Consider the following 19,324-nt stretch of genomic DNA (forward strand, 5'->3'; position numbering starts at 1 on the left):
ACAAAGTGATTAGAACTTTTATAATTAATTCACCAACAACAGTTGACGAAGAGCCCCATTTTTGTGGTACCGCCTCTATTTTAACTATAGATGTAAATTCAATTACGTTTCATAAAATTAACCAACACACCAAGCTAGATTATTCCAGGTGGCAACTGTTCAGTATTCTGATAAACCTTTACTTTAAGCTGTCACCTGTAACGTAATGAGAATGCTGATGGTGTTAATTGTCAGTGCTTTATCAGGTGCGTTGTTAATTATCTAGTTGTATGTTCTAATGGCGCACCGTTTTCGTCCGTTACAAAAATATTATGGGCAGCTTTAAAACTGATGTTAAATTCCTGCCCAGAATTAGTGGTTACCCGGATGGGGCCATCAAATGGTTCATGTTTAATCACAGTAACTTGGGTCTCCAAGGATAACTTAATGTCAGCTAAATAGGTGAGCAAATCGTGATCATCAATGAACCGTTCGATGGTGACTGTTTGACCATCTGGAATGGTTGCGAGAACTGTATAGCTTTCTTCTTGAAAATGGCCATCTTGATCAGGGATGACACCACCATGAGGACAATGTGTTGGGTGGCCTAGGAATTCATCTAGACGTGTTAATAAATTAGGACTAGTAACATGCTCCAGTACTTCAGCTTCGGGATGAATATCTGGTAAAGCATAATTTAAATCTTGGGCTAAAAAGGTTTCCCAAAGCCGATGTTTACGGATCAATAAAATGGCCTGATCAAGACCAGATTTAGTTAAGGCAATATCATGATAAGGTTTATGAGTGACTAAATGTTCTTTTTTTAATTTACTAACCATTTCGGTAACTGAACCGGCAGCAATGCCAAGTGCTAAAGAGATTTGTTTATTTGAAACTTCTTTTTTTGCACCACCTAATTCAAAAATGATTTTTAAATAATCTTCCTTAATCGGCGTCATTGACATTATCACGCTCCTGTAGAAAGTTTTACCGAGGAATTTACTTCTACTATTATAGCGCATTTTTGATGCAGACGACAGTAAAAGTAAGTGAATGACGTTTACATTTAAGTGATTTTCACTTATCATTGACTTATTGCCGATTTGTTTAAAGTTCATTTGGCAAATTGATTTCACAAAAAGATTACAATTTAATCACGGATAGTTAAACACTGTAAATTTTTCTTAAAATACGGTATACTTAATCACAAGAGTTTGGGGTACTGGGTGGTTCCCCATCTGATGATGACGAACATTTCTATCTGATGTTGAAACACATTAAGGAGGGCATTCGTTAAATGGCGAAAGCAAAATATAAAACAAGTAAACATTTATCTACATACTTAGCTGCTGGTGTAATTGGCTTAGCTGGTGCAACACTTTTAGGTACGCAGCAAGCTAAAGCAGCTCAGACGGCCAAGGTTACTTATCAAAATGGGGCAACCACGGTATGGAATCAGCCCGCTACTGGTCAACAACCAACACGCTACTTGACTAAGGGCCAAACAGTTAAGGTTCAAGCAACAAAACAAGTTTATGGTGAAGAATGGTATCAAATTGCTAATGACGAATGGGTACCAGCTAAATATTTCCAAGCTGCTAATGCAACAGCACCTAAGACAGCACCTGCAAAAACGGCGGATACTGTTACTGGTAATTATAAAGCTGGTGCCATCACAGTCTGGACTTCACCAACAAGCGGCGTAGCAACCGGTCATTATATGGTTTATGGCCAAACTAAATCGATTACTAACAAAAAACAAGTGGGCAACATTACTTGGTATCAAATTGGTGACAATGCTTGGGTACCAAGCGCTTATGTTGCTTATAATGATCCACAATTAACACAAACAGCGCCGGCTTCAGCAACTTCACTTAACATTGGGTCAACGGCTACTTCGACTGCACCCGCTAGTGCAGCGCAAACAACACAGACCACTAATGCAGCTTCTGCAACGCAGACGCAAGCTGAAGCAGGACAACAAAAAATTGCGCAATCCACAGCCCAGGCTAGCCAAGCGGCAGCACAATCAGCGGCGACACAGTCAGCTAACGCAGCGTCAGCTGCACAGGCTAAGGCACAACAGCAAAAGACTGCGCAGTCCACAGCCCAAGCTAGTCAAGCGGCAGCACAATCAGCAGCGACACAGTCAGCTAACGCAGCGTCAGCTGCACAGGCTAAGGCACAACAGCAAAAGACTGCGCAGTCCACAGCCCAAGCTAGTCAAGCGGCAGCACAATCAGCGGCGACACGGTCAGCTAACGCAGCGTCAGCTGCACAGGCTAAAGCACAACAGCAAAAGGCTGCGCAATCCACAGCTCAAGCTAGTCAAGCGGCAGCACAATCAGCGGCGACACAGTCAGCTAACGCAGCATCAGCTAGCCAAGCTAAGCAACAACAAGCTAGTCAGGCAAGTACTCAGGCTACAGCTGCACAAACGCAGCAAACTTCGACACAAACACAAGCAACAACTAACAATAACAATGCAACACAAAAAAGCAATAATACCAATTATGGTACTGGTGCTCAAGCAGCAATTTCCGCTGCACAGTCGCAAATCGGTGTTGCTTACTCTTGGGGTGGTGAAACGCCTGGTGTTGGGTTTGACTGTTCTGGTTTAACGCAATGGGCATTGGCTAAGGCTGGTGTTTCTATTCCGCGTGTAACAACGGCTCAAGAAAGTGCAGGCCAAAGAGTCTCAATTAGTCAATTACAACCAGGTGACTTGGTATTCTGGGGTAGTGCAGGGTCAACTTACCATGTTGCTTTGTACATTGGAAATAATCAGTACATCCATGCACCACAACCTGGTCAATCAGTAACAATTGCTTCAATTAGTAATTACTTCAAACCATCCTTTGGTGTGCGTGTCTTTTAATAATTAAATTAACGTATAAAACCGTGTGAGTCACATTGTGGTTCACACGGTTTTTTATTTGCTTTATGCGCAGTATAGCGTTTAGTTGGTACTTTTTGTTTTGTAATTGATGTGTGCTATCAAAGATAATAACTGGGTAATGACGAATTTATTTAAAAATAAAAGTGATTAGTAGTTGCATAATGACACGGTTTGCCTTATCCTAAAATGTAGTAAGACAGATCTGTTTACTTAATCATTAATTGAATAGTTAATTTTCTTCGAGGCAGGGTGTAATTCCCGATCGGCGGTGAAATAAAGTCCGCAAGCCGTGTTAACGGTGGATTCAGTGTGAAGCTGAAACCGACAGTGAAAGTCTGGATGAGAGAAGAAACTTAGCCAAAATGAGTTTAATTTATTAATTCTATTAGCTAAGGATCAAAGATCACACAGCCTCGTATTTATGCGTGGCTGTTTTTTTGGGAAGGGGAGAATTTAGTCATGCGGGAAAATCGTAATTATATCCGCTACATTACTTTTTTAGCTGCCTTTGGTGCGTTAGCGTATCTGTCGGTTGTGTTTCTTAAAATTCCAATGATTGCCTTTTTAAGGTACGAACCTAAAGACATTATTTTAACCATTGGTGGTATTATTTTTGGACCGATTTTTGCACTTATTCTATGCGTTGTCGTGCCTTTTTTTGAAATGATTACGGTCAGTTCTACTGGTGTGATCGGTTTTGTTATGAATGTTATCGCAGCGGTTTGCTTTGTTTTACCACCAGTTGTTGCATATAAGAAATGGAAACGATTACGGTCATTGGTAATTGGGTTAGTGCTAGGGATTGTTGCGTTAACCATCGCGATGTTGTTGTGGAATTATGTGTTAACTCCGCTATTCTTCGGCTATCCACGGTCAACTGTACTTAAAATGTTAGTTCCAATTATTTTGCCGTTTAACTTAATTAAAGGTGGTTTAAATGCTGTTTTCACACTGATCCTTTATAAGCCAATTGTAAATGCATTATTGAAGAGTAATACATTAAATAAAAATGATTTGAACGTCATTCCAAACGAGCAGCGTTGGACTAGTTACACGGTTATTCTATTGATTATTTTGACAATTGTTTTACTAGTTCTAAGTTACTTTAAAGTCGTTTAATTCTTAAATTCGCTAGAAAGCTGGTGGCTGTTATTAAACAATCAGCAAATGCATTATTAAAGGTTACGCATGTGCAGTATGCAGTTGAGCAGTTGTTGAATCTCAACATGGAAACGCGTAAAACCGAAATTTTACATGATATTAATTTATCGGTTTATCCTAATGAAATTTTAGGTTTAGTGGGGCCTAATGGTTCGGGAAAATCGACACTTAGTAAAATTTTAGCTCACATCATTGAACCAAATCAGGGGAAAATAACCCTTAATGGCGCTGACTATCAGTCAATTCAGCCTGAGTGGCATCTACACCAGCTTGTGACGATGGTTTTTCAAGATGTGGAGGCACAGTTCATCGGTCAGAACTTTACAGAAGACATGCTGCTTTATCTCACTAATTTTGGATATAACGAAACGCAAATTGAAAATGCAATTACTGAGGTCACCAGTTTGTTTGGTTTACAGGATTTGGTTGAACAACCATTTACTGCACTTTCAGGAGGCCAAAAGCAGCTTTTGGCCATTGCTGAAGCACTTGCTATTCATCCACAGTTACTTATATTGGACGAGCCAACCGCGCAGTTAGATGGTCCCAATACGGATATGGTCATACAACTGTTGCAACAATTACAACGTGAACACCGGGTTACAATTTTATTAGTTACCCATAAATTAGCTGAACTTGCATTAACTGATCGGGTGTTAGTTTTGAATCAAGGTACGATTAAACAGAGTTACGCTACTAAAAGTTTATTAACCGATCAAGCAGTTTTAGAGGCAAATCAACTACCAGTACCAGATACATTGGCGATTATCACCGCGTTAAAACAAGCGGGTTTGCCGGTTGGGCAATTAGCAGACAATTCATTGCCGGCATTTACACGAGAAGTTGCTAGATTATTGCGGAGGCAGCAACATGCTTGAGTTAAAGAATGTTAATTATACTGTTAAAACGACACAAGGTGATGAGCGACCAATTTTTAACCAACTATCGTTATCGCTAGTACCACATAAACTTTACGGCTTACTTGGGGTTAACGGTGTGGGTAAGACTACTTTTTTGAATTTAATCAGCGGTTTAGTAGCGCCTACCACGGGCACGGTTGCTTTTAAAACAAAAGATGTTTATCAGTCTGCAAAGCAGCGCCGAGATTATTTAGATCAAGTTGGATACTGTTTACAAAATCCGGATAGTTTATTTTTTAATAAAACCGTGTTAGATGAATTACGTTATGGTGCAGGTGCGGCGTCGGTAGAAAATTTAATTCAGCAATTTGCCTTGAAGCCGCTTTTAACCGCATCACCATTTGAATTATCTGGTGGACAAAAAAAGCGTTTGGCGTTGGCCATTATGCTGAAAAAACAGCCTGAAATTTTGTTATGTGACGAAATTACGGCTGGTTTAGATGCACATTATCGCCAATTTGTTTTAGATTTGTTGAAGCAATATAAGCGTCAACATTTAACTATTTGGGTAACCCATGATATTGATGAAGCAGTGGCTGTTTCGGATGAGCTTTTGTTTATTGGGCACGGCCGCGTCCAGAAATATCCGATTCTAGCTGCTTTACGGCAACCTGCTATTTTTAAACATTATCATTTAAGGGTTCCCAGCCAAGCTGCCATTTCCAAAGCTTTAATTACTCAAGGTCTGTTTACTGATCAACAGTATTATCGATCAAACCAAGAAATTGCCGCTGCAATTACACAAATATGGAAGCTGAGGTGAAAAATCATTGCTTGCTAAATCAGTCAGCGTTAAACCAACTTTAGATGCCCGCACTAAGTTGATTACTTGTGTGGTCATGACATTATTTATGTTTACATTTCATTACTATAGTCAATATTTCTTAACCATTGCTTTAACGGCGTTAGTGTTAGCTTTGTTTTTCACCAAACATGAGCGACAATTAGTGTTTAGCCATTGGCGCCTTTTATTATTTGTCCCAACCATTAATTTATTAGCCAATTTATTGTTTGTTAACGGTAAAGTACTTTATTCGTGGTATTTTCTGAGTTTAACTGATATGGATATTAAAATTTTTATCCGGATTACACTTCTTCTAGTCTATGCCTTTTGTTTAATTGTCAAAACAACACCGCAAGGGTTGGCGCTAGCAGTTGGGAAGATCTGTCATTCAGTCACGTTGCACCGTTATAATGGTGCTGCAATTCCTTTAACCATGATTATTATGGTATCATTCATTAATCGTTTTAAAGATACCATCATTGAAGTACAAGCTTCTTATAAATTACGGGCTAATAATCAAGGCAAACAAACTTGGTTTAAACGGCTGCTGGATTATACCAAGTTGTTACAACCGATTATTTTGATTTCCATGAAAAATGCAAATCAAGTGGCTAATGCGTTATTGGCCAAAGGTTATCATAAAGGCGCTCGCACTTTTAACTATGCTAAAATTAATTACCAGCGTCGTGATTATTTGGCTTATCTGGTCTTACTTAGTTTTATGTTATTAAATTGGTGGCTTTTTCAATAATTAAAGGCGATAAAAGGATGATGTGGGGAAAAAACAGAGGCGGTGACAAAAGGATTACTTTTGTCACCGCCTCTGTTTTGATAACTAAAACGATTAACGTTAATAATTAATCGTTAAAATTGCGACTAATGTAAAATGTTTGATTGTTGGTACCATCAAAGTAAGGATTATTTTCATTTTGGTAGACTTCAGCATTATCGACTGTTTGTTTAGCTAGTCCTAATTCGTGACGAATATTGTTGGAAACACGGTTTAATTCTTTGGTAGTGGCAATTTGGTAAGAACCACCATCAATCCAGGCATCTTGGCCTTGGAGCTGATCAGATTTAATGTTACCAGCGCTATGCCGGTAGTGAAATAGTAAAGTTTTAAAATCACGAAAGGTTAAGTCGGTACGAACGTGTTTTTGCAGATCACGAGAAACCTTTTGGTACTGTAATAACATTTGTGGTCGAGTTGCTTTTTTCAAAATAGCTTGAATGACTTGTTGTTGCCGCAATTGGCGGCCATAGTCGCCTCGTGGGTCTTCATGCCGCATTCTGGAATAAGCCAGAGCTTGGCTACCATTTAAATGGTGCTCTCCCTTTTTAAATTTTTGGCCGCCAGTCCATACACTGGTAAAAGAGAAGGGGATATTAACATCAACACCGCCAATATCGTTGACAATGGTTTTTAAGGCCCCCATATTGATGGTCATGTAATAATCAATTGGGACATTTAATAATTGGCGCACACTTGCAGCAGCCATTTTAGTTCCACCATAATTATAGGCAGCATTGATTTTTAACATTTTTTGCGGTTGGCTGCCTACAAGCTCAGCTAACGTATCACGTGGGATGCTGACTAATTTAACGCGTTGTTTAGTTGGGTTAACGGTTGCAACGATAATGGTATCCGAATTACCGTGATATTTTCTACCATCAGCACCAGTATCTGTACCTAAAAGTAAAACAGAAAATGGCTTTTTTTGTTGGATTTTTTGCGATTCTTGGCCAATTGTTGCGTGCATGCCAGAAATAGTATCACCTAAATCAGTATACAGTTTATAGGAAAAAATGCAGAGTAAAAAAACGATAATTGAGACAACTAATAAGACAATTTTTAAAATTGGATGCTGTTTTTTAATTTGATTACGCTCACTGCGAGTAGGTGCTTCATTTTCTGGCATAATAGCCTCCTAGAAAGCTTAAATCAGGTGTTTAGCCGTTGCAAAAAATATGTAATGAGTAAAGGCTGAGACAGGATTAGTCACAGCCTTTACTGGGTTAAATATCATTTTAGTTAACTCAAATGACGAGCATGCACGCGCCGTTAAACCTAGTCTAGTATAAAAACTAAAAGGGTGTCTTTTCATCAATGAGATGTGTAATTTTGTTGAGTTCTGCATGCGCATGTGCTGCTGAATCACGGGGTATGATAAACTGCGCTTGCATTTTATGTGGGTCTAAATTAGCTGGTACAAAAATCAAGCATAAAAAAGAATGACTATCTGTTGTTTTATCGGTCATCGTTTGATTGGTCAATGCTTGAATTTTTTCTGGGTGTGCTTTTAATGGCAATAAATGATCTGCCAATACTCGGTAAGCATAATATTCTGCTTCCGCATAGATTTCGCCAGAGGCAGTTAACTTAGGAATGGTTAAAAATTTGATGTTAAAATGCTGCGCATGTTTGATAACTTTAATTGGAAAAGCATATTCATGTTTACTTGTCGGCATGGCACCGTGATCTCCTTGTCTGAATTAACCTAAATTAGGATTAATTTTTTAATGATATTGGTGTTCAATCTGATAAACCACTTCGGGATCATTACCCGTTCGTTGTTGCTGATTTAAGCGTGCGATATTGGTCATCTCATCTGCATTTAGTTCGAAATCAAAAATAGCAGCATTTTCTGCGATTCGTTGCGGCGATTTTGATTTAGGAATAATGGCCAATCCGCGTTGTAAATGCCAGCGTAGAATAATTTGCGCAACGCTACGCTGATGTTGTTGTGCAATTTTAGTGATTACCGGATCCTGTAAAACAACGCCACGACCTAAAGGGTTCCAAGCTTGAGTGATAATCTGTTGTTGTCGATGATAGGCCAATAATGGTTCTTGCGACAAATAAGGATGGTTTTCAATTTGATTAACTACTGGTTGTTCGTTAGCTTGACTAGCTAAATAATCTAAATGTGTTTGATGATAGTTAGAAACACCAATGCTACGTACAATCTTTTCGGATTTTAAACGTTCAAAGGCACGCCAAGTTGCAAAGAATTGGGAGTGTATCGGCCAATGCACTAGCAATAAATCAAGATAATCTGTTTGCAGTCGTTTTAATGAGGCAGTGACAGATTTTAAAGTGTTGCGGTAACCTTGATTGACTTCTGCAACTTTGGTCGTTAGAAAAATTTGGTTCCGCGGAATCGCGTTATTTTTTAAAGCTTGTCCCAAAATTGCTTCATTTTGGTAAGCTTGCGCAGTATCAAATAAACGGTAACCAGTTTGATAAGCTGCTTTAACAGCTTGATCCATGGTCGCTTGATCAGTAATTTGATAAACGCCTAAACCTAACTGTGGCATGCTATTGCCGTCAGCTAAGGGTAATTTAGGTAGCATAATGACCCTCTTTTCTACTGAATTGGTATCTCTATTGTAGGGCTAGATGCTGCATTTGACAATTTAACTTTATTTAAAAATAAAGCTGTTACTATTAACCAACTGGTGGGGTAGGTGCAGGTAATTTAATTCCAGCAGCATTTAAAGCGGCAACGTAAGCAGCTAGAAAATCACTTTCAATCCGTGCTTGTGCACCATTTTGTGTATAAAGTAAAACGCGAACAGCAAAATTACCTTTACCTAGATCAACTAAGCCAAATATTTCTGGACCTGAATGGATTTCTGGATATTGTGGCACAAGTTTTTGGTTAACTTGTTTTAAGATTTTTTCCACTTGTTGACTATCAGTATTTGCCCGTAGGCGCACATCAATTTGAACTTGCATATCACTGCGAGATAAATTACTGACGATGTTAATATTACTGTTTGGAATAAAATTAAGTGTGCCGTCAAAGCTTTTAACTTGAGTTGTGCGCAAACCTACAGAAGTGACAATGCCTTCAATATCGTCAATTTTAATGTGATCACCCACATCAAGTTGTTGCTCAAGTAGGATGAAAAATCCAGATAAAAAGTCTCTGACTAAGCTTTGTGCACCTAAACCTAAGGCAACACTTAGAATTCCAGCACTAGCAATCAGGGTCCCCACAGGAACACCTAAAACGCTTAAAATAGCGTAGAGATAAAAGAAGAAAATAAGGTATTTAAAACTATTGGATAGCAGTGTGTAAAGCGTCTGGGCCCGACCTTCACTTAAATGCCGTTTCGCTTTATAGTTACGAAAGCTGCGTTCGATGATCAAGCGGGTGATGCGATTAATGATGGCAAACAGAATCGTTAATAAAATTAATTCAAATACAATTCCAGTTAATTTACTTAAGATTTCTTCCCATTTAATGTTTTGTACAAAACGCGTAAAAATATTTGTCTGTTTAGTGACAGTACTTGATACGGTTAATAATAGTCCAACGGTCAAAATGTCCACCTAATTTCTAAATAAGCTGGTTTTAGTGTAGCAAAAAAAAGATAAAGTTGCCAAATTCAATGCTAAACATTGAAGAAAGCGCTAAATAATGCTATTCTAAAAACATTAGCGAATCAGTATAACTATCTGTTGCATTAACTTTTTAAGTGAAAAAATAGCATGATAGTTTGAAGTAGGTTACAATGGATTAAATTTAGCTGGCACTTTTGCTGCTTGCTGATGAAATGGTAGAGGGGGTTATATAATGACTGGTGGCGAAATTGCTGGCCTGATTGCTGCCATTGCATTTTTAATTTTAGTGATCGCACTTGTCGTTTTATTACGACGGGTCACTAAGGTCGTGTCTGACATTCAAACGACTGTTAATGAGACGACTAAAACAGTAACAGTGGTCACGAATGATATCAACACATTATCTAAAGAGGTTGAAGGCTTGCTAACTAAAAGCAATACTTTATTAGATGATGTGAATGGCAAAGTGGCCACTTTGGATCCAGTTTTCCAAGCTGCGGGCGATTTAGGTAGTAGTGTCTCAGAATTAAATGATGCAAGTCGGCGTTTGGCAAACAGGGTGACAAATATCGGTGTAACAGGTGCAAAAGTTTCTGCCATGCAGCGAGTCGGTGCAAGTGCTTTACGGCTTTACCGTAAGCGACGGCAGAAAAAAGCAGCTCAATCAACAATGAACACACAACAAAGGAGCGATTTATAATGGCAAAAGGACGTTTTCTTTTAGGTTTCTTACTTGGTGGCGCGGCTGCATTTACCGCAACCCGTTTATTGGCACCAGAATCAAGTGATGAATTACGGGATAACTTAACGCGCAAAGTTAATCAATTTCGCGACAAAGCTGCAGATTATGCAGATTTTGCCGATGATGCTGCTGATGAATTTACAGATATTGCTGGCGATGTTGCCAATGACATGAGTCAAACAGCAACTAGTGCGGCAGCAGATGCGACGTCCGTTGCTGCTGATACGGCTAGTCAAGCTGCTGATGATACAACAGATTATGCTGATATCAACTTAGAAAGCCAAAGCGCTTTTGGTGAAGCAAAAGACGCAAGTGGCGAATCTAGTGCAGCTTCAGAAGCACCGCAAAGTGATACTATCCAATAGTTAATCAATAATTAGCCATTGAAAAACGGGACAACAGTTTAATTGCTGTGTCCCGTTTTTGACGTTTGTTTTTCTAGTGTTAGATGTACTGTAATTCTTTAGGTGTATGGGTAAATGGTTCATTACCATTTTCAGTAATGTGAATGCAATCTTCAATGCGGACACCTGCTACACCTGGAATATAAATACCAGGCTCTATAGAAAAGCACATGCCGGGTTGTAACTGCAGCTCGTTGCCCTCCATGATGGATGGAAATTCATGAGTTGATGTCCCGATACCATGGCCTAGCCGGTGGATAAAGTATTCACCATAACCGGCTTTGGTGATGACATCACGGGCAATGTGGTCTAATTCTGCAGCCGTCAAACCTGGTTTAGCCGCTGCTTGAGCAGTTAATTGTGCTTCTAGGCAAACTTTATGAATTTCTAAAGCTTTTGCATTAGGGTGTCCAAAAGCAATGGTTCGTGTCGCGTCACTCATGTAGCCTTGATGAACTGTTCCTAAATCAAATAGAATTAGTTCATCAGGTTTAATTTGTGTTGCTTTAGGACCTTCATGCGGATCTGAAGCATCAGCGCCTGCCTGAACGATAGTATCAAAGCTCATCTGCATGACACCACGTTTCATCAGTGCATACTCGATTTCTGCAACGATTTCTTGTTCAGTACGACCAGCTTGAACTGCTTTAAAACCAACTTCAAATGCAAAGTCAGCTTCTTTGCCGGCGGCTTTCATCAACGCGATCTCATCAGGTGTTTTAATTAATTTTGCTTGTTCAATGAAACGACTGGCATCGCCAAGGAATTTAGCTTCTGGGAAAGCCTGTTGTAGTTTCTCATAGCGACCGAAAGCTAAATCATCTTTTTCAATTGCCCAGCGTGTTGGATTAGCCACACGTTTTTTAACTTGGTCGGCAATTAAATCAAAAGGTGCTTGGTGGTCTAAGTAGCCATAAGCTGGGTAGTGCCAACCATTGGCTTTTACGGCCTCAACTTCAAGTTGCGGACCAAAGTAGAAGGGATCTTGATCAGGGAAGACTAGCAAAGCTTGAACACGTTCTTCTGGATCAGCAAAAAAACCGGAGAAGTAGGCAACATTTGTTGGGTTGCTGACATAAGCAACTTCAAAATGATTTTGTGCTAACCAGTTTTGCAGTTTTTGCAAATGATTCATAAACGATCATCCTTTCTTTCTAAATTACTTTTATTATAGCATAATATCCGCTAATAAATTTTTAGTTCTAATTATTTTCAATTATGAAAACATCCGTGGAAATTTTATGAAAAAAGCATTTAAAACGCTTGCATTTTTTTGCAAATTTTGTTAAATTAAGTAAGGTAATTACATGAAAATTAATGAAAACAAAGTGAGGAATCAATAATGGATAAACAGACGATTACAATTTATGATGTGGCGCGTGAAGCTAGTGTATCAATGGCCACTGTTTCACGGGTTGTTAATGGGAACCCTAATGTGAAACCAGCAACACGTAAAAAAGTATTAGAAGTGATTGATCGGTTGGACTACCGGCCGAATGCAGTTGCTCGGGGTCTAGCCAGCAAAAAGACTACAACAGTTGGGGTCATCATTCCAGATGTCACCAACATTTACTTCTCTTCTTTAGCTCGTGGAATTGATGATGTTGCTACGATGTATAAATATAACATTATTTTGGCTAATTCGGACGGCAATAGTCAAAAAGAAATTCAAGTGTTAAATACGTTGTTGGCAAAGCAAGTCGATGGGGTTATTTTTATGGGTCACCAGATCACCGATAGTATTCGGACAGAATTTATGCGTTCTAAAACACCGATTGTATTAGCAGGTTCTGTTGATCCAGATGAACAAATCGGCAGTGTTAACATTGATTATGTGGCTGCGATTGATGAGGCAACCAGTACTTTAATCCGGCATGGTAATAAAAAAATTGCATTTGTAACCGGCAATTTGAATCAACCTATTAACGGGACCTACCGGTTAAAAGGGTATAAAAAAGCGTTGGCTAAGGCTAAGATTCCATATGATCCAAGTTTAGTATTTGAAACTGAATACAGCTATAAGGCCGGTGAAGCCGTTTGGGATCGCGTTAAGGCTGCAGGTGCAACAGCAGCTGTCATTGGTGACGATGAACTGGCAATCGGGTTGTTAAATGGTGCTGGTGATGATGAAATCAACATTCCTAATGATTTTGAACTGATTACTAGCAATGATTCTAAATTGGCCGAAATTGCACGTCCTAAAATGAGTTCTATTACTCAGCCATTGTATGACATTGGTGCGGTTGCAATGCGCTTGCTCACTAAGATGATGAATAAAGAAGATATTGCTAACCAAACTATCCTGTTACCTTATGGCATTGTTGAGCGGGGAACAACTAAGTAATTAAGTGTGACATTTAACTTGTATTCAATTAAATGGGGTAGTAGTTTCTTTAGTAAAACGATTCTTTAAGTAAAATAAGCTACTAAAACTAGGTCATTCATATTTGTGAATGACCTAGTTTTTTTATGGCTAAAAATGCTTTTATACTAATCGTTTTTGGTCAAATTCAGCATAATAAAAAGCTCACCTAATAATAGGCGAGCTTTTAGTTAAAGCAAAAAATTAATTGGTTGTATTACTTTGACCAATACCGATATTGCCATTGCCCTCAGTGTATTCGTTGGGGATGACCTCACCGCCATGGAGAGCAGCTTCAGGATTATTGCCCTGCAAATAATTTTTCCAGAAAGCATTGTAATCTTTATCTCTGCCACCAATAGCGAATTTCTTAGTGGTTTTACCCGGTTTCCAACCAGCATAATAAGATTTCTTTCGGGTGCCACTAGCAAAAATACTTTGTCCGTTAACAGTTAAACGTCCCGGTAGTTTACCGGTTGCTTTCACAACGGAGACCTTGTTAACCCCATTAGGGCGTTTTCGCTTCAAGTTAGTTCCTAATGCTTGGGGATCAGTATTATAAATTTCATTAGCTAAGTTTGACCAGAATCGATTAGTAATTTCACTGGATGCATCCGTTAAATTATAAGAAGAACCATTATAGTTATCATAGCCAGTCCAAGTTGCTAATGTAACCTTAGGTGTGCTGCCAACAAACCAGCTATCCCGGTTATCATTGGAGGTTCCTGTCTTACCGGCTAAATTACTGGTGTTAAATGTTGTGTCACTTGATACTTGGCTAGCTGTTCCGCTAGTTACCACAGAATGCATCATATTAGAAGTAATATAAGCTGTTGCAGGCGAAAAGACTTTAGTGGTAGTCGGCTGATGTTGATAAACTACTTTGCCATTTGCATCGGTAATTTTGTCAATGATGTAAGCGTCAGCGTGTTGACCAGCGTTCGATAGAGTGGAATAAGCACTGGCTGCATCAGCAACGGTAACACCATAATCAGTTCCGCCTAACGCTAGGCCTAAGTTCTTGTAATCATTAGCAGTTAATGTTTTAATTCCCATTTTTTCCATGTAAGGTTTAATTGAACCTTGGGCTTTAACTTCCCGATAAAGGTTAATTGCTGGAATGTTATAAGAGTACTTCAGTGCTTCGCGTGCATTGATAAAACGATTTTGAATGGTATTTCCATAATCAGTCGGTTTATAGCCGTTAAAGTTAACTTTGAAGTCAGCTAATTTAGTTTCTGAACCAATAATCTGCCGCTCAATAGCTGGTGCATAAACAGCTAATGGTTTAATTGAAGACCCAGGTGAACGTTGAGTGAAAGCATGATTCAATTGACTCTTAGAAAAATTACGGCCGCCGATAAAGCCTAGAATAGCGCCAGATTGATTATTTAAGAGTACACTGCCATTTTGAACAGGCTCATTAACTTTAATAGCATTACCATTCGCATCCGTGGTGGTATCGTGGTAGGTTTGTCCTAATGAAGGCCCCTGTTGTTTAATGACCCGTTGCATCGCATTGTAAATCGGTTTGTTGATCGTGCTATAAATGTGATAACCGCGATTGGCAAGTAATTGCTCGGCTTGAAGATCGTATTGCTGCGAAAGGGCACCACTTTTATTAACTTCAGTTGAAGACAAACCATCTTTTTGATAAAGCTGTTTTTTTATGATGTCTTTAGCTTGTTGTGTTAATAAATTGTAAACATAGCCGTATTTAATTTTCTTTTGTGAATCTTCACCTTGAGGTAAGAAATCTTTGGTTAGATCGTATTTTTTAGCGGCTTGATAAGCCTGATAACTGATTTTATTATCACGGTACATCCGGAATAAAACTGTATTCTTCCGTTGCAAACCATAGGAAAGGTCTCGTTTAAGTTTGCCGTTATTTTTATACGGTGTATAAACGGACGGGCTTTGTGGTAAGCCTGCAATAAAGGCAGCTTGTGCTAAGTTAACCTGACTAGCTGGAATGCCAAATAAACCTTGGGCAGCTTGTTCAACGCCAGCAACGTTTTGCCCCTTATTATTGCGTCCAAAAGTAGCAGCATTTAAATAAGCTTGCAAAATTTCAGTTTTTGAAAAGTATTTGTCTACCCGCAAGGCTAAGAGAATCTCGGTTGCTTTACGTTTAAAAGTAGTTTCAGAACTGAGGATTTGCATTTTAACTAATTGCTGAGTCAGCGAAGATCCCCCAGTTTGCGCGCCAATTCCCGTTAAACTAGATACTAATGCGCGTAAAACTGATTTTGGGACGACACCTTTATGCTGATAAAAGTATTCGTCTTCAGTTGACGTGATAGCTTTAGTCAGGTTAGGCGAAATTTGATTAATCGAAACTGATTGACTCACCAAATTAGTCTGCATGGTGCCTAAACGGACGTGTTTGGCAAAGTAAAGGTTAGACGCTTCGTAACTACTATTAATTTCACTTTTCATAGTTGTGTAATCAGGAATATCTGTATGGCTGATTAAAGAAGCAAAATAACCTAGACCTAAGCCCAATGCCAAAGCACCGGCGACCAAACCGAATGCTAATAAATGTAGTAATAAGCTACGAATAATCCCAATGCTTAATTCTAAATAATAAAAAATAGCTTCTCTAGTTGAGTTAGTTTCTTTTAACGTCACATCGGGGAAACTAAGACGTTTTTTTATGTAATGCCATATGCGGCTAAACAGATGGCGCAAGCGCGGGAAGAACCCATCAGGCCGTTTCTGTTGTCGCTGATCGGTTCTAGATCTATGGTCTTTCAACATCATCCCACCTTAAAAATCTAAATACTCTATCGTATTATAACAGATTGAATTTTATTTGCGCTGGAAAAATCACAACGGTAACCAAATTGAAAGACTTTGGTAAATTTTCGTTTCTTTTTAAAAATAAACTTTGGTGACTTCGCCAGAATTAAAATTTTTCAGTCCATTGTGAGTTGCTAAAACTAATTCACCCTTATTATTGATCGTTTTAACGGTACCAGTAATGTTTTGGTCACCTAATTTTAAAGTCACTCGCCGGTTAATCAATAAGGAATGCTGCCGGTATTCTGTTAAAAAAGCACCTGATGGGTAAGTCGGGTAAAGTACGAAAAATTGATTTAAAATTGCAGCAATTAATTGATTACGCGTAATCGGTGCAATTTGTGTAAATAATGCGCCCACTTTAGTTTTTAAATGAGCGGGGATAGCAGTTGAACGCATGAAATTAACGCCAATACCGATGACCAAATGTGAAATGTTTTGGGTTGTGGCATCCGTAACCGTTTCCGCTAAAATACCGCAAATCTTTTTTTGTTGATAGTAAAGGTCATTCACCCATTTAATTGCAGTGGTGATGCCAGTAGTTTGTTTGATGGCACGAAACACAGCAGTTGCGACAGCAGTAGTTAAACAGCCGATTGCGGTGAGTGGTTGTTGTAAGGGTAATAGAATAGAAAGGTAAATTCCTGTTTGTCCTGGTGAAACAAAAGGTCGCTGGTAGCGGCCATAACCAGCAGTTTGTTGATTGGCGATAAATACCTGAACCTGGTTATCCGCCTGTGTTGCAGTTTGCTTAGCTACTTGGTTAGTAGATGATACTTGATCAAACAAATGTAGTTTCAATCCGCGAAATTGCGGTTTGAGCTGCTGATGGATACTGGTTTCTAATAACTGGTCGCCTAAGTAGCGATAACCCGCTGTTGATCTACTATCGATATGGTGACCTAATGCATTTAATGCTTTTATTTGATTGACAATTTCTGTTGTTGAACAGTTTAAAATTTGTTTCAACTGCTGTTGTGATATGTAATGCGGTGCACTTGCAATAAGTTGTTTTAAAAGTTTTGTTTGCGTGTCCATGAGTTACTCCAATGCATCACTAGGTAAATTAGTATGGCCGGTAGTGAAATAATTTCTAAATCGAAAGCTTAGTGACGAATTCCCTTAAACTAATTAGTTTACATGAAAAAATGAGCTGATGAAAGCTATTTTATTAAAAAAAGACTATAATAGAGTAAAGGGAGGTTTTTTTGTGACGTGGCAAGATTTTTTACAGCATAAGTTTGACCCAGCTAAGATTAAAGAAAAACAGGTGCGCGTTGAGGTGCCAAATTCTAAAGAGAAGCTGGTTTTAAAAATCAACACTGACGTACTGGCAAAGCTTAAGGCAGATGATGGGAAGCTACAAAAATTAATCAAACATTTATTGCGGCAACATCATAAACAAACCCGGTCGGAAACAATCGTCATTAACAAACGTAATTTACGTATCTTTTTATAATGGCTAACGAGTGACTTGCAAAAAGTTACTTGTTTTTTATTAAGTATATTTTTTCTTTGCTTGGCGAATAATTTTGTGTTAATAATTGTCGACGTAATCCCACTGCACTGTTGGCAGTATTAACGACAAAGCGTTGTAGTTTAAGCTGTTTAAATGTAAATGCAGCTAGGTAAGCAATGATTTCAAGTTGTGCAGCAAGTGTCAGTGTTTGCTGGCGATAACTAAATTTTAACGTGGCCTGTTGGTCAGGACTAATGTCTAAGCGGACGATACCGCAAAAAGTTTTTGTTTGGCGGTGGGTGATTCCCCAAATTAATGCTTGGTTGTGCATGATTAATTGCATGGCTTGGTTAATTTGTTGAGCAGTAGCCGTCATGCTTGACTGCGACGGCAGCGCTGCTTTAATCTGTTTTAATGGTGTTTGCGTGAGCCAATCTAGTGTATAGTTTGTACTCATCATGGGATGATAAAGTTCAAATTTCATTTTTTCACCTTTAACTCAATTATTTAGTTTATCGTTGATTGTCAAAATCGGGACAATTTCCTATAATTAAATTAGGAATGAGGGAGTAGCGATATGAAAAACGAATCAGCGATAAAAATGTGGACGGCATTTACGGCTGAACATCCTGAAATCACTAGTGATTTTGATGCTTGGTCGTTTGGTGCAAATCCACAAATGGCTGATAGTCTAGCAAATCTAGTGTTGAAACGTAAGAAAACTGCGACAGCTTCAAATTATGCGCTATATGGACTAACGAATATGCCTTTACCTCATGTTGGTGATTATAGTGTTATTTTAAACGGACATCAACAGGCGGTTGCCATTATTCGGACAACTGCGGTTAATGTGGTGCCTTTTTGTGATGTGAGTGCTGATCATGCTTATGCAGAAGGTGAAGGCGACCGCACGTTAGCTTATTGGCGTAAAGTCCATGAAAAATTTTTCACGCAGGAATTGGCGGCAGCGCAGCAGCCATTTACGGATCAATCATTGGTTTTATTGGAACGATTTGCACTATTATATCACGACTGATGATTGACTGCCGACTATGAAAAGGAGTTTGTTATGCATTACCAAAGCAAAGTGTTTACCACTTACGCGTTAGAGTTAGAAAAACGTTTGAACAAAATTTTAGCGGATATTAGTGAAGCGGACCGTGAACTAGTAGATGTTAAATTAACTTCGATCACTAGCAACGATAATATTGACAGCGAAATGTTATTGGTGGTTGTCATTTATCGCTAAGCAATATAAAGAGGCTGTACCATGATCATGGTACAGCCTCTTTATATTTATAATGAATGGTGTTTGACCGAGAAGATAAAATTATTTCACTGTAAAACCTTAGCTGCAGAAATAATTGGTATGCCATTTTTATTGATAGTAGGCATCAAAAAAATAAGGCATAATAAAAGTTGGCACAACTTTATATTCAAAGTGTGCCAACTTTTTAATTA

Annotated in this window: 20 protein-coding genes and 1 riboswitch; of the genes, 11 read left to right on the forward strand and 9 right to left on the reverse strand. The window is 38.7% G+C overall.

The window, feature by feature from the left end; translation table 11 throughout:
- Positions 1 to 257 precede the first annotated feature (257 nt).
- Complete coding sequence (locus FC24_RS05410) at positions 258 to 938, reverse strand: metal-dependent transcriptional regulator (protein ID WP_057873905.1); 681 nt, start codon at positions 936 to 938, stop codon at positions 258 to 260.
- A 338-nt stretch (positions 939 to 1,276) separates the two neighbouring features.
- On the opposite strand from FC24_RS05410, the gene FC24_RS05415 reads away from it, so the two are divergent.
- From FC24_RS05415 to FC24_RS05435, 5 genes are all read left to right on the forward strand, one after another.
- Positions 1,277 to 2,857 (forward strand): C40 family peptidase, encoded by a 1,581-nt coding sequence (locus tag FC24_RS05415; protein WP_057873868.1) that lies wholly within the window; start codon positions 1,277 to 1,279, stop codon positions 2,855 to 2,857.
- 252 nt (positions 2,858 to 3,109) lie between these two features.
- A riboswitch (FMN riboswitch) is annotated at positions 3,110 to 3,233 on the forward strand.
- A gap of 104 nt (positions 3,234 to 3,337) precedes the next feature.
- Positions 3,338 to 3,997, forward strand: a complete 660-nt coding sequence (locus FC24_RS05420) for an ECF transporter S component (RefSeq protein ID WP_057873869.1) — start codon at positions 3,338 to 3,340, stop codon at positions 3,995 to 3,997.
- Positions 3,998 to 4,020: 23 nt separating this feature from the next.
- On the forward strand, positions 4,021 to 4,917 hold the full coding sequence (locus tag FC24_RS05425; protein WP_057873870.1) for an energy-coupling factor ABC transporter ATP-binding protein: 897 nt from the start codon (positions 4,021 to 4,023) through the stop codon (positions 4,915 to 4,917).
- A complete protein-coding gene (locus tag FC24_RS05430; RefSeq protein ID WP_057873871.1) occupies positions 4,910 to 5,722 on the forward strand; it encodes an energy-coupling factor ABC transporter ATP-binding protein in 813 nt (270 codons plus the stop codon). The genes FC24_RS05425 and FC24_RS05430 overlap by 8 nt, the downstream gene beginning before the upstream one ends.
- 7 nt (positions 5,723 to 5,729) lie before the next feature.
- Positions 5,730 to 6,494, forward strand: a complete 765-nt coding sequence (locus FC24_RS05435) for an energy-coupling factor transporter transmembrane component T family protein (protein ID WP_057873872.1) — start codon at positions 5,730 to 5,732, stop codon at positions 6,492 to 6,494.
- A gap of 106 nt (positions 6,495 to 6,600) precedes the next feature.
- On the opposite strand, the gene FC24_RS05440 is transcribed toward FC24_RS05435, so the two are convergent.
- The 4 genes from FC24_RS05440 to FC24_RS05455 all read right to left on the reverse strand — a co-directional run bounded on the left by FC24_RS05440 (position 6,601) and on the right by FC24_RS05455 (position 10,073).
- Complete coding sequence (locus FC24_RS05440) at positions 6,601 to 7,662, reverse strand: LCP family protein (protein ID WP_057873873.1); 1,062 nt, start codon at positions 7,660 to 7,662, stop codon at positions 6,601 to 6,603.
- 166 nt (positions 7,663 to 7,828) lie between these two features.
- Positions 7,829 to 8,212, reverse strand: a complete 384-nt coding sequence (locus FC24_RS05445; RefSeq protein ID WP_057873874.1) for a hypothetical protein — start codon at positions 8,210 to 8,212, stop codon at positions 7,829 to 7,831.
- 48 nt (positions 8,213 to 8,260) lie between these two features.
- Positions 8,261 to 9,097 (reverse strand): aldo/keto reductase, encoded by an 837-nt coding sequence (locus FC24_RS05450; protein ID WP_057873875.1) that lies wholly within the window; start codon positions 9,095 to 9,097, stop codon positions 8,261 to 8,263.
- A gap of 94 nt (positions 9,098 to 9,191) precedes the next feature.
- A complete protein-coding gene (locus FC24_RS05455; protein WP_057873876.1) occupies positions 9,192 to 10,073 on the reverse strand; it encodes a mechanosensitive ion channel family protein in 882 nt (293 codons plus the stop codon).
- Positions 10,074 to 10,326: 253 nt separating this feature from the next.
- Between FC24_RS05455 and FC24_RS05460 the strand changes: the two genes are divergently transcribed.
- On the forward strand, positions 10,327 to 10,794 hold the full coding sequence (locus FC24_RS05460) for a DUF948 domain-containing protein (protein ID WP_057873877.1): 468 nt from the start codon (positions 10,327 to 10,329) through the stop codon (positions 10,792 to 10,794).
- A complete protein-coding gene (locus tag FC24_RS05465; protein ID WP_057873878.1) occupies positions 10,794 to 11,201 on the forward strand; it encodes a YtxH domain-containing protein in 408 nt (135 codons plus the stop codon). Before FC24_RS05460 ends, FC24_RS05465 begins: the two co-directional genes overlap by 1 nt.
- Before the next feature lie 79 nt (positions 11,202 to 11,280).
- Here the strand turns inward: FC24_RS05465 and FC24_RS05470 are convergent, their stop codons facing one another.
- Positions 11,281 to 12,375 (reverse strand): M24 family metallopeptidase, encoded by a 1,095-nt coding sequence (locus FC24_RS05470; RefSeq protein ID WP_057873879.1) that lies wholly within the window; start codon positions 12,373 to 12,375, stop codon positions 11,281 to 11,283.
- 207 nt (positions 12,376 to 12,582) lie between these two features.
- Here FC24_RS05470 and ccpA point away from each other — a divergent pair, with 207 nt between their 5' ends.
- The gene (ccpA, locus tag FC24_RS05475; RefSeq protein WP_057873880.1) at positions 12,583 to 13,584 is read left to right on the forward strand and encodes a catabolite control protein A; all 1,002 of its coding nucleotides are present in this window, start codon (positions 12,583 to 12,585) and stop codon (positions 13,582 to 13,584) included.
- 222 nt (positions 13,585 to 13,806) lie between these two features.
- Here the strand turns inward: ccpA and FC24_RS05480 are convergent, their stop codons facing one another.
- Entirely contained in the window at positions 13,807 to 16,362 is a 2,556-nt protein-coding gene (locus tag FC24_RS05480) for a transglycosylase domain-containing protein (protein ID WP_057873881.1), read from the reverse strand.
- Between the two features lie 117 nt (positions 16,363 to 16,479).
- Positions 16,480 to 17,442 (reverse strand): biotin--[acetyl-CoA-carboxylase] ligase, encoded by a 963-nt coding sequence (locus FC24_RS05485; RefSeq protein WP_057873882.1) that lies wholly within the window; start codon positions 17,440 to 17,442, stop codon positions 16,480 to 16,482.
- A gap of 172 nt (positions 17,443 to 17,614) precedes the next feature.
- Between FC24_RS05485 and FC24_RS05490 the strand changes: the two genes are divergently transcribed.
- Positions 17,615 to 17,863 (forward strand): hypothetical protein, encoded by a 249-nt coding sequence (locus tag FC24_RS05490; RefSeq protein ID WP_057873883.1) that lies wholly within the window; start codon positions 17,615 to 17,617, stop codon positions 17,861 to 17,863.
- 25 nt (positions 17,864 to 17,888) lie between these two features.
- Here FC24_RS05490 and FC24_RS05495 read toward each other — a convergent pair whose 3' ends face one another.
- Positions 17,889 to 18,347, reverse strand: coding sequence for a hypothetical protein (locus tag FC24_RS05495; RefSeq protein ID WP_057873884.1), 459 nt, complete (start codon positions 18,345 to 18,347; stop codon positions 17,889 to 17,891).
- A gap of 93 nt (positions 18,348 to 18,440) precedes the next feature.
- Between FC24_RS05495 and FC24_RS05500 the strand changes: the two genes are divergently transcribed.
- The gene (locus FC24_RS05500) at positions 18,441 to 18,899 is read left to right on the forward strand and encodes an ASCH domain-containing protein (protein WP_057873885.1); all 459 of its coding nucleotides are present in this window, start codon (positions 18,441 to 18,443) and stop codon (positions 18,897 to 18,899) included.
- 33 nt (positions 18,900 to 18,932) lie between these two features.
- Positions 18,933 to 19,112, forward strand: a complete 180-nt coding sequence (locus FC24_RS05505) for a hypothetical protein (RefSeq protein WP_057873886.1) — start codon at positions 18,933 to 18,935, stop codon at positions 19,110 to 19,112.
- The last annotated feature ends 212 nt before the right edge of the window (positions 19,113 to 19,324 follow it).

The sequence above is a fragment of the Loigolactobacillus rennini DSM 20253 genome, assembly GCF_001436505.1.
Taxonomy (GTDB): Bacteria; Bacillota; Bacilli; order Lactobacillales; family Lactobacillaceae; genus Loigolactobacillus; species Loigolactobacillus rennini.

Coding starts and splice junctions, on each gene's coding strand:
- FC24_RS05430 (WP_057873871.1), top strand. CDS start 4,910: ATGCTTGAGTTAAAGAATGTTAATTATACTGTTAAAACGACACAAGGT.
- FC24_RS05445 (WP_057873874.1), bottom strand. CDS start 8,212: ATGCCGACAAGTAAACATGAATATGCTTTTCCAATTAAAGTTATCAAA.
- FC24_RS05500 (WP_057873885.1), top strand. CDS start 18,441: ATGAAAAACGAATCAGCGATAAAAATGTGGACGGCATTTACGGCTGAA.
- FC24_RS05470 (WP_057873879.1), bottom strand. CDS start 12,375: ATGAATCATTTGCAAAAACTGCAAAACTGGTTAGCACAAAATCATTTT.
- FC24_RS05495 (WP_057873884.1), bottom strand. CDS start 18,347: ATGAAATTTGAACTTTATCATCCCATGATGAGTACAAACTATACACTA.
- FC24_RS05460 (WP_057873877.1), top strand. CDS start 10,327: ATGACTGGTGGCGAAATTGCTGGCCTGATTGCTGCCATTGCATTTTTA.
- FC24_RS05505 (WP_057873886.1), top strand. CDS start 18,933: ATGCATTACCAAAGCAAAGTGTTTACCACTTACGCGTTAGAGTTAGAA.
- FC24_RS05450 (WP_057873875.1), bottom strand. CDS start 9,097: ATGCTACCTAAATTACCCTTAGCTGACGGCAATAGCATGCCACAGTTA.
- FC24_RS05440 (WP_057873873.1), bottom strand. CDS start 7,662: ATGCCAGAAAATGAAGCACCTACTCGCAGTGAGCGTAATCAAATTAAA.
- FC24_RS05480 (WP_057873881.1), bottom strand. CDS start 16,362: ATGTTGAAAGACCATAGATCTAGAACCGATCAGCGACAACAGAAACGG.
- FC24_RS05410 (WP_057873905.1), bottom strand. CDS start 938: ATGACGCCGATTAAGGAAGATTATTTAAAAATCATTTTTGAATTAGGT.
- FC24_RS05415 (WP_057873868.1), top strand. CDS start 1,277: ATGGCGAAAGCAAAATATAAAACAAGTAAACATTTATCTACATACTTA.
- FC24_RS05485 (WP_057873882.1), bottom strand. CDS start 17,442: ATGGACACGCAAACAAAACTTTTAAAACAACTTATTGCAAGTGCACCG.
- ccpA (WP_057873880.1), top strand. CDS start 12,583: ATGGATAAACAGACGATTACAATTTATGATGTGGCGCGTGAAGCTAGT.
- FC24_RS05420 (WP_057873869.1), top strand. CDS start 3,338: ATGCGGGAAAATCGTAATTATATCCGCTACATTACTTTTTTAGCTGCC.
- FC24_RS05465 (WP_057873878.1), top strand. CDS start 10,794: ATGGCAAAAGGACGTTTTCTTTTAGGTTTCTTACTTGGTGGCGCGGCT.